Here is a 7,837-nt window from a genome sequence, read left to right as displayed (position 1 = left end):
CACTGAGCTGAAAGAATGCAGGAAAAGAGGCATGACCGTGTCGTTGAGATGCGATTGTGCTTTTTTTCTGGAAAAGTTGGCGATTATAAAATGCTGTTTGTGGCTACCAGAAAGTGTCGCTCGACAGAAACCAACGAAAAGACCATAGCCCTTTACATCAAGACCGGAAAGCTGACCGCGCAGCAGCTCCAAAAGGCTATGAAAGCCCTGCTTGCACAGATGAAAAAGCAGCATGACAAACAGAAAATCCCGCATGGCAAGCAGACCCTAAAGCAGCTTATGAAGCAGAACGCGGGCGTTTCCAACATTGAAATCACAAAGGACAATATCAAAGCCTTTGAGAGTACGGCGAAAAAATACGGGATTGACTTTGCCTTAAAGAAAGACAGCACCGAAACCCCGCCCCGCTATCTTGTGTTTTTTAAGGGACGGGACGCGGACGCACTGACCGCAGCTTTCAAGGAGTTTTCCGCAAAGAAGCTGACGCAGGAACAAAAGCCCTCTATCCGCAAGCTGATTGTTTCCCTCAAAGAAAAGGCGGCGGCTCTGAACGCACAGAGGGAAAAAGTGAAGAAAAAGGACAGGGAGGTATCGCTATGAAGCCGGAACTTAAAAAGCTGCTTATCCTAAATGCCCCCTATCTGCTCTTTGTCTATCTCTTTGACAAAATCGGACAGGCGGTGCGGCTCTCTCCGGGGGCTGACCTGTCCGGCAAGGTGCTTTCCCTTGCAGACGGCTTTTCCGCTGCCTTTGCAAACCCGCTTCCGAGCCTTGCACCTATGGATTTGCTTATCGGTATTGTAGGGGCTGTCCTTATCCGGCTGATTGTCTATGTAAAAGGCAAGAATGCGAAGAAATACCGGAAAGGTATCGAATACGGCTCTGCCCGTTGGGGCAACGCCGAAGATATAAAGCCCTACACCGACCCGGTATTTCAAAATAACGTGCTGCTCACACAGACGGAACGGCTTACCATGAACAGCCGCCCAAAGCAGCCAAAGTATGCAAGGAATAAAAATATCCTTGTTATCGGGGGAAGCGGCAGCGGCAAGACGAGATTTTTCGTAAAGCCCAACCTTATGCAAATGCACTCAAGCTACGTTGTAACCGACCCGAAAGGAACGGTTTTAGTCGAGTGCGGGAAGCTCTTACAGCGGGGCGGGTATCGGATAAAGGTGCTGAACACGATAAACTTCAAAAAAAGCATGAAATACAATCCCTTTGCCTATCTCCGCAGCGAAAAAGACATTTTGAAACTGGTAAATACTTTGATTGCCAACACCAAAGGGGACGGGGAAAAAGCAGGGGAAGATTTTTGGATAAAATCGGAACGGCTCTTTTACTGCGCCCTTATCGGCTACATTTGGTACGAAGCCCCGGAGGAAGAAAAGAATTTTACGACGCTGCTTGAAATGATAAATGCCAGTGAAGCCCGCGAGGACGACCCGGAATTTCAGTCCCCCGTTGACCTTATGTTTGAACGGTTGGAGGAAAAAGACCCGGAACACTTTGCTGTCCGGCAGTATAAGAAATTCCTGTTATCTGCGGGAAAGACAAGAAGCTCTATCCTCATTTCCTGCGGGGCGCGGCTTGCCCCTTTTGACATTAAAGAGCTGCGCGACCTTATGGAAACCGACGAAATGGAACTTGATACCATAGGCGACCGTAAGACCGCCCTGTTTGTCATTATCAGCGACACCGACGACACTTTTAACTTTGTTGTGAGTATTCTTTACACGCAGCTTTTCAATCTTCTTTGCGACAAGGCAGATGATGAATACGGCGGCAGGCTGCCCGTCCATGTACGCTGTCTGTTAGACGAGTTTGCAAATATCGGGCAGATACCGAAGTTTGAAAAGCTCATAGCCACTATCCGAAGCCGGGAAATCTCTGCTTCAATCATTCTGCAAAGCCAGTCGCAGCTAAAGGCGATATACAAAGATAACGCCGATACCATAGCCGGCAACTGCGACACCACCCTTTTCTTGGGCGGCAAGGAGAAAACCACCCTCAAAGAAATGTCGGAAATCTTGGGGAAAGAAACCATTGACAGCTTCAACACTTCCGAGAACCGGGGGCGTGAGGTATCACATGGGCTGAACTATCAGAAGTTAGGCAAGCAGCTTATGACCGAAGATGAAATTGCAGTCATGGACGGCGGGAAATGTATCTTACAACTACGAGGGGTACGCCCGTTCTTCTCTGATAAGTATGACATTACAAAGCACCCCAACTATAAATATCTTTCCGACTATGACAAGAAAAATACCTTTGATATGGAAAAGCATTTAAGGCGCAGACCCGCCCTTGTAAAGCCGGACGAACCCTTTGACTATTACGAAATCAGCGAAGCAGATTTGCAGGAGGACACCGACCATGAATAGACGTATGCAGAAGAAAAAAGATAAGAAAATCACAGAAGCCATAAACGGGCTTGTTTTCATTGCCGAGCGACGGGAACAGCAACGGCAGGCAGCTATCCAGCAGTTTGTGAAACGGTGTGAAGCCCTGTATGAGCAGAAACGGGTGCGGCGGGAACTTTGATTTTACGGGAGGTTATACTATGAGCAGACAGAAAACAAAAACTGATGATATACGTCGTGAACATTATTTTACAAAGATGATAGAAAATGCAGAAAACGCTCTGCGGGAGTATTTGCAGGAACGCGGAGGGGAACAGACCCTTTACGTTACCGAGTATATGCAGCGTAGGAGCTATCTTTTGGAATGACGAAAAATGTGTGTTCCCGGCTGAAAAGAAAGGAGGAATTGACGCAGTAACAAAGAAAAAGACAACTTGCATGATACGCGCCCCTACAAAAATTCCTATCGCCCACACTGACAACTGAATACCGCCGCGCGGCAGAACTTTAGGCAGCGCGGGGACTTATGACCGCGGCAGTTTGAAAACTGACCGCCGTTTTTTATGCCCTTTTATAGGGCAAGCCGCATTTGCGGCAGAAAGGAGCTTTATGGAATTTTTTAACTCTGCTATCGACGTATTACAGACCCTTGTTATCGCACTGGGCGCAGGCTTAGGCATTTGGGGCGTTATCAATCTCTTGGAGGGATATGGAAACGACAATCCGGGTGCAAAATCACAAGGCATTAAGCAGCTTATGGCGGGCGGCGGCGTTGCCCTTATCGGCACTATCCTTGTACCGCTTCTTTCCGGTCTGTTCGGATAAGATTACGGAGGGTAGCCTATGGAGAGCATACTGGAAGCGATTAACGAATGGATAAAAGAAATCCTTATCGGAGCCATTAACGGCAACCTTTCCACTATGTTCGGGGACGTAAACGAAAAAGTAGGCACCATTGCAGCGGAGGTAGGCAAGACCCCGCAGGGGTGGAACGCAAACATTTTCAGCATGATACAAAACCTGTCGGAAAATGTGATTGTACCCATTGCGGGGCTTGTCATTACCTATGTCCTCTGTTATGAGCTTATCAGCATGGTAACGGAAAAAAACAATATGCACGACATAGAAACATTTATGTTTTTCAAGTGGTTTTTCAAAGCCTTTGTTGCCGTTTTCTTGGTAACACATACCTTTGATATTACTATGGCGGTGTTTGATATGGCGCAGCATATTGTATCCGGCGCGGCGGGGGTAATCGGCGGCGATACGAATATCGACGTAACCGAAGCCCTTGCCGCCATGCAGGAGGGACTAAAAGATATGGAAATCCCCGAACTACTGTTACTTGTCATGGAAACGAGCCTTGTAAGCCTTTGTATGAAAATCATGTCCGTACTGATAACCGTTATCCTCTACGGCAGAATGATTGAGATATACGCCTACTGTTCTGTTTCCCCTATCCCTTTTGCTACCATGACAAACCGGGAATGGGGACAGATTGGGAACAACTACCTAAAGGGGCTGTTTGCACTGGGCTTTCAAGGCTTCCTCATTATGATATGCGTCGGCATTTATGCGGTTTTAGTAGGCGAAATGGTCTTAGCGGACAATCTGCACAGCGCGATTTTTTCCCTTGCAGCCTATACCGTTATCCTCTGTTTCTCCCTGTTCAAATCCGGCGCACTGGCAAAATCCATATTCAACGCCCACTAAGGGCAGAAAGGAGGTTTTTTCTTGGCGTATGTACCTGTACCCAAAGACCTATCCAAAGTCAAAACAAAAGTCGCTTTCAATCTAACAAAGCGGCAAATCCTTTGTTTTTCAGTGGCACTTCTTATAGGACTGCCGCTTTTCTTTTTGCTCAAAGACAGCGCAGGGACGAGCCTTGCGGCAATGGTAATGATTGTCGTCATGCTTCCCTGCTTCTTGGTTGCCATGTATGAAAAGCATGGGCAGCCCCTTGAAGTGGTAATAAAGAACATCATTCAGACAAAATTTACCCGCCCCAAAGTGCGACCATATCAGACAGAAAACCTATATGCACTCTTGGAGAAACAGCGGGCATTAGAAAAGGAGGTATCAGCGATTGTCAAAAGGACAGACAAAAAAGACGCGGGAAGCCGCAGGAAACAGGCGTAAGCTGACCCGCGCGGAAAAGAAACAGATAGCGGCGGTTATCCGGCAGGCAAAGGGGGACGGCAAAGCCCACACCGCACAGCAGACCATTCCCTACCTTGCCATGTACCCGGACGGTATCTGCAAAGTGGCACAGCGGAAATATTCAAAGAGCATTGCCTTTGAGGACATTAACTATCAGCTTGCACAGGCAGACGACAAGACCGCCATTTTTGAAAACTGGTGCGATTTTCTCAATTACTTTGACGCAAGCGTAAATGTGCAGCTTTCGTTTATCAATCAAGGTTCACAGCAGGAACAGGCAGCGCGGGCAATCCATATCCCGCCGCAAAATGATGATTTTAACTCTATCCGCACCGAATATTCCGATATGCTGAAAATGCAGCTTGCCAAAGGGAACAACGGGCTTGTAAAGCACAAGTACATCACGTTTTCCATTGAAGCGGACAATCCGGCGGCGGCAAGGGCGCGGCTTTCCCGTATCGAAACGGACGTACTCAACAATTTCAAGGTGCTTGGCGTATCGGCGCACCCCTTATCCGGCTATGAACGCTTAAAGGTGCTGCATGGGGTATTCCACCCGGCAGGCGAGCCGTTCTCATTCTCCTATGACTGGCTGACCCCGACAGGGCTTACCACAAAGGACTTTATCGCCCCGTCCTCTTTCAAGTTCGGGGAGGGACGCTACTTTGCTATGGGGAAAAAAACGGGGGCGGTATCGTTCCTTGAAATCCTTGCCCCGGAGTTAAACGACCGTATTTTAGCGGATATGTTGGACTTGGAAACAGGGGTTATTGTCAATCTCCATATTAAAAGTATCGACCAGTCGGAAGCAATCAAGACCATTAAGCGCAAAATCACTGACCTTGACAAGATGAAGATTGAGGAACAGAAAAAAGCAGTTAGAAGCGGTTACGATATTGACATACTCCCGTCCGACCTTGCCACTTTTGGGAATGAAGCAAAGAATTTGTTGCAGGATTTACAGAGCCGCAACGAGCGAATGTTTCTGCTGACGTTCCTTGTGGTAAACATGGCAGACACGAAGCGGAAACTGGAAAATGACATTTTCGCGGCGGCGGGCATTGCACAGAAATACAACTGCGCCTTGACCCGTCTTGACTATCAGCAGGAAGCGGGGCTGATGTCCTCTATCCCTTTGGGGGAGAACCTTATCCCTATTCAGAGAGGGTTGACGACGAGCAGCACCGCTATTTTTATCCCGTTCATCACACAGGAACTATTTCAGACTGGGGCTGCCCTGTATTATGGCTTAAATGCCCTGTCAAACAACATGATACTCTGCGACCGCAAGCAGCTTAAAAATCCAAACGGGCTTATCTTGGGAACACCGGGCAGCGGAAAATCCTTTGCGGCAAAGCGGGAAATCACAAATGCTTTTCTCATTACCGACGACGATATTTTTATCTGCGACCCGGAAGCGGAGTATTTTGCCCTTGTAAAACGGCTTGGCGGGCAAGTGATACGGTTATCCCCGACAGGCAAAGGTATGGACGGTACGCCCCAGTATGTGAACCCTATGGATATGAACCTCAACTATTCCGAGGACGACAGCCCCCTTGCACTGAAAAGCGATTTTATCCTTTCTCTCTGCGAGCTTGTCATTGGCGGCAAGGAGGGCTTACAGCCTGTTGATAAGACCGTCATTGACCGCGCTGTAAGAAATGTGTATAGGGACTACCTTGCTGACCCCGACCCGGAGAAAATGCCTATCTTGGGCGACCTTTACGACGAGCTGTTAAAGCAGCCGGAGCCGGAAGCTGCCCGCATTGCCGCAGCATTGGAGCTGTATGTTTCCGGCAGCCTTAACGTATTCAACCACAGAACCAACGTGGAGCTTTCTAACCGCCTTGTCTGCTTTGATATAAAGCAGCTTGGAAAGCAGCTCAAAAAGTTAGGTATGCTCATTGTGCAAGACCAGATATGGAACCGCGTTACCATTAACCGGGCAGAGAAAAAGTCCACCCGCTACTATATGGACGAATTTCACTTGCTCTTAAAAGAGGAACAGACCGCAGCTTACAGTGTGGAGATTTGGAAGCGTTTCCGTAAATGGGGCGGCATACCGACAGCTATCACACAGAATATTAAGGACTTGCTTGCTTCACGCGAGGTGGAAAATATCTTTGAAAACTCTGATTTTGTCCTCATGCTCAATCAGGCGCAGGGCGACCGGGCTATCCTTGCAAAGCAGCTTAATATCTCCCCGCAACAGATGAAGTATGTAACCCATACCGAAGCAGGCGAGGGACTTATCTTTTATGGAAATGTGGTGCTGCCCTTTGTAGACCATTTCCCGAAAGATACCGAGCTTTACCGCATTATGACGACGAAGCCGGAGGAAGTGAGCAGCCTATGAAAACAGACGTGATTATCAACCGGGACGCGCTTTGTGCTTTGCAGGAATTACCCAGTGAAAGCGTCCATTGCTGCGTTACAAGCCCGCCGTACTTTGCGCTGCGGGACTATGGGCTTGACGCACAAATCGGACAGGAGGATACGCCGGAACAGTATATTGACAGGCTGACCTCTGTTTTTCGCGAGCTTTACCGGGTGCTTAGAAAGGACGGTACGTTATGGCTGAATATCGCAGACACCTATTGCGGCACAGGAAATAAAGGCGGCTATGCTGACCCAAAAAACCCAAAGGGACGCACCGGACAGCGGATTGCAAGGAACAGCCGCGTTACCGGCTGCAAACAAAAGGACTTAATCGGTATTCCCTGGCTCTTGGCGTTTTCCCTACGGGAACAGGGGTGGTATCTACGGAGCGATATTATATGGCAAAAACAAAATCCTATGCCGGAAAGCTGCAAAGACCGCCCGACCCGCTGCTATGAACATATCTTCCTGCTTTCAAAGGAAAAGAAATATTACTATGACGCTGCCGCCATTGCAGAACCCTTAGCACCTACTACCGCAGAACGGTATCGCAGAGCGCGCAGCACCAACAGCAAATACACACAGGAAATACCCGGACAAGGAAAGGTGCAGGGACTAAACCGACCGCGGGACGGTGGCTACTATGACGACGCGCTCATGCCGACCACGCGGAACAAGCGGGACGTGTGGCTGATTAACACTGTCCCATATAAAGGGGCGCATTTTGCAGCTTTTCCCCCGAAATTAGCGGAAACCTGTATCTTGGCGGGCTGTCCCAAAGGTGGGATTGTCATAGACCCGTTTTTCGGAAGCGGAACCACAGGATTTGCAGCAAAAAGCCTTGACCGCCATTATATCGGGATTGAATTAAATGCAGAATATTGCGCCCTTGCGAGGGCGCGGATTGGAGGTGCAGGACTATCAAGCAATTAAAA

At 48.6% G+C, this 7,837-nt stretch carries 9 protein-coding genes; all 9 read left to right on the top strand.

What is annotated here, in order from left to right; genetic code table 11:
• Positions 1 to 90 precede the first annotated feature (90 nt).
• The 9 genes from Selli1_RS16255 to Selli1_RS16215 all read left to right on the top strand — a co-directional run bounded on the left by Selli1_RS16255 (position 91) and on the right by Selli1_RS16215 (position 7,835).
• Positions 91 to 600 carry a PcfB family protein gene (locus Selli1_RS16255; protein WP_281873996.1) on the top strand — a complete coding sequence of 170 codons (510 nt, stop codon included), beginning with the start codon at positions 91 to 93 and terminating at the stop codon, positions 598 to 600.
• Positions 597 to 2,384 carry a VirD4-like conjugal transfer protein, CD1115 family gene (locus Selli1_RS16250; protein ID WP_072848542.1) on the top strand — a complete coding sequence of 596 codons (1,788 nt, stop codon included), beginning with the start codon at positions 597 to 599 and terminating at the stop codon, positions 2,382 to 2,384. Before Selli1_RS16255 ends, Selli1_RS16250 begins: the two co-directional genes overlap by 4 nt.
• Positions 2,377 to 2,544 (top strand): hypothetical protein, encoded by a 168-nt coding sequence (locus Selli1_RS16245; RefSeq protein WP_018112834.1) that lies wholly within the window; start codon positions 2,377 to 2,379, stop codon positions 2,542 to 2,544. Before Selli1_RS16250 ends, Selli1_RS16245 begins: the two co-directional genes overlap by 8 nt.
• A 19-nt stretch (positions 2,545 to 2,563) precedes the next feature.
• Entirely contained in the window at positions 2,564 to 2,731 is a 168-nt protein-coding gene (locus Selli1_RS16240) for a hypothetical protein (RefSeq protein ID WP_162858247.1), read from the top strand.
• Positions 2,732 to 2,972: 241 nt separating this feature from the next.
• Entirely contained in the window at positions 2,973 to 3,188 is a 216-nt protein-coding gene (locus Selli1_RS16235) for a Maff2 family protein (protein WP_009906233.1), read from the top strand.
• Between the two features lie 18 nt (positions 3,189 to 3,206).
• Positions 3,207 to 4,076, top strand: coding sequence for a VirB6/TrbL-like conjugal transfer protein, CD1112 family (locus Selli1_RS16230; RefSeq protein ID WP_032513415.1), 870 nt, complete (start codon positions 3,207 to 3,209; stop codon positions 4,074 to 4,076).
• Positions 4,077 to 4,097: 21 nt separating this feature from the next.
• Positions 4,098 to 4,502 (top strand): PrgI family protein, encoded by a 405-nt coding sequence (locus Selli1_RS16225; protein WP_044477104.1) that lies wholly within the window; start codon positions 4,098 to 4,100, stop codon positions 4,500 to 4,502.
• Positions 4,450 to 6,879, top strand: a complete 2,430-nt coding sequence (locus Selli1_RS16220) for a VirB4-like conjugal transfer ATPase, CD1110 family (protein ID WP_069432101.1) — start codon at positions 4,450 to 4,452, stop codon at positions 6,877 to 6,879. The genes Selli1_RS16225 and Selli1_RS16220 overlap by 53 nt, the downstream gene beginning before the upstream one ends.
• Positions 6,876 to 7,835: a DNA-methyltransferase gene (locus Selli1_RS16215; RefSeq protein WP_015529209.1), complete on the top strand. Its 960-nt coding sequence runs from the start codon at positions 6,876 to 6,878 to the stop codon at positions 7,833 to 7,835. Before Selli1_RS16220 ends, Selli1_RS16215 begins: the two co-directional genes overlap by 4 nt.
• Positions 7,836 to 7,837 lie beyond the last annotated feature (2 nt).

This window comes from Sellimonas catena, assembly GCF_027924685.1.
Taxonomy (GTDB): domain Bacteria; phylum Bacillota; class Clostridia; order Lachnospirales; family Lachnospiraceae; genus Sellimonas; species Sellimonas catena.
This window is presented reverse-complemented; position numbering and strand designations above follow the sequence as displayed.

Coding starts and splice junctions, on each gene's coding strand:
- Selli1_RS16235 (WP_009906233.1), top strand. CDS start 2,973: ATGGAATTTTTTAACTCTGCTATCGACGTATTACAGACCCTTGTTATC.
- Selli1_RS16255 (WP_281873996.1), top strand. CDS start 91: ATGCTGTTTGTGGCTACCAGAAAGTGTCGCTCGACAGAAACCAACGAA.
- Selli1_RS16230 (WP_032513415.1), top strand. CDS start 3,207: ATGGAGAGCATACTGGAAGCGATTAACGAATGGATAAAAGAAATCCTT.
- Selli1_RS16245 (WP_018112834.1), top strand. CDS start 2,377: ATGAATAGACGTATGCAGAAGAAAAAAGATAAGAAAATCACAGAAGCC.
- Selli1_RS16215 (WP_015529209.1), top strand. CDS start 6,876: ATGAAAACAGACGTGATTATCAACCGGGACGCGCTTTGTGCTTTGCAG.
- Selli1_RS16240 (WP_162858247.1), top strand. CDS start 2,564: ATGAGCAGACAGAAAACAAAAACTGATGATATACGTCGTGAACATTAT.
- Selli1_RS16250 (WP_072848542.1), top strand. CDS start 597: ATGAAGCCGGAACTTAAAAAGCTGCTTATCCTAAATGCCCCCTATCTG.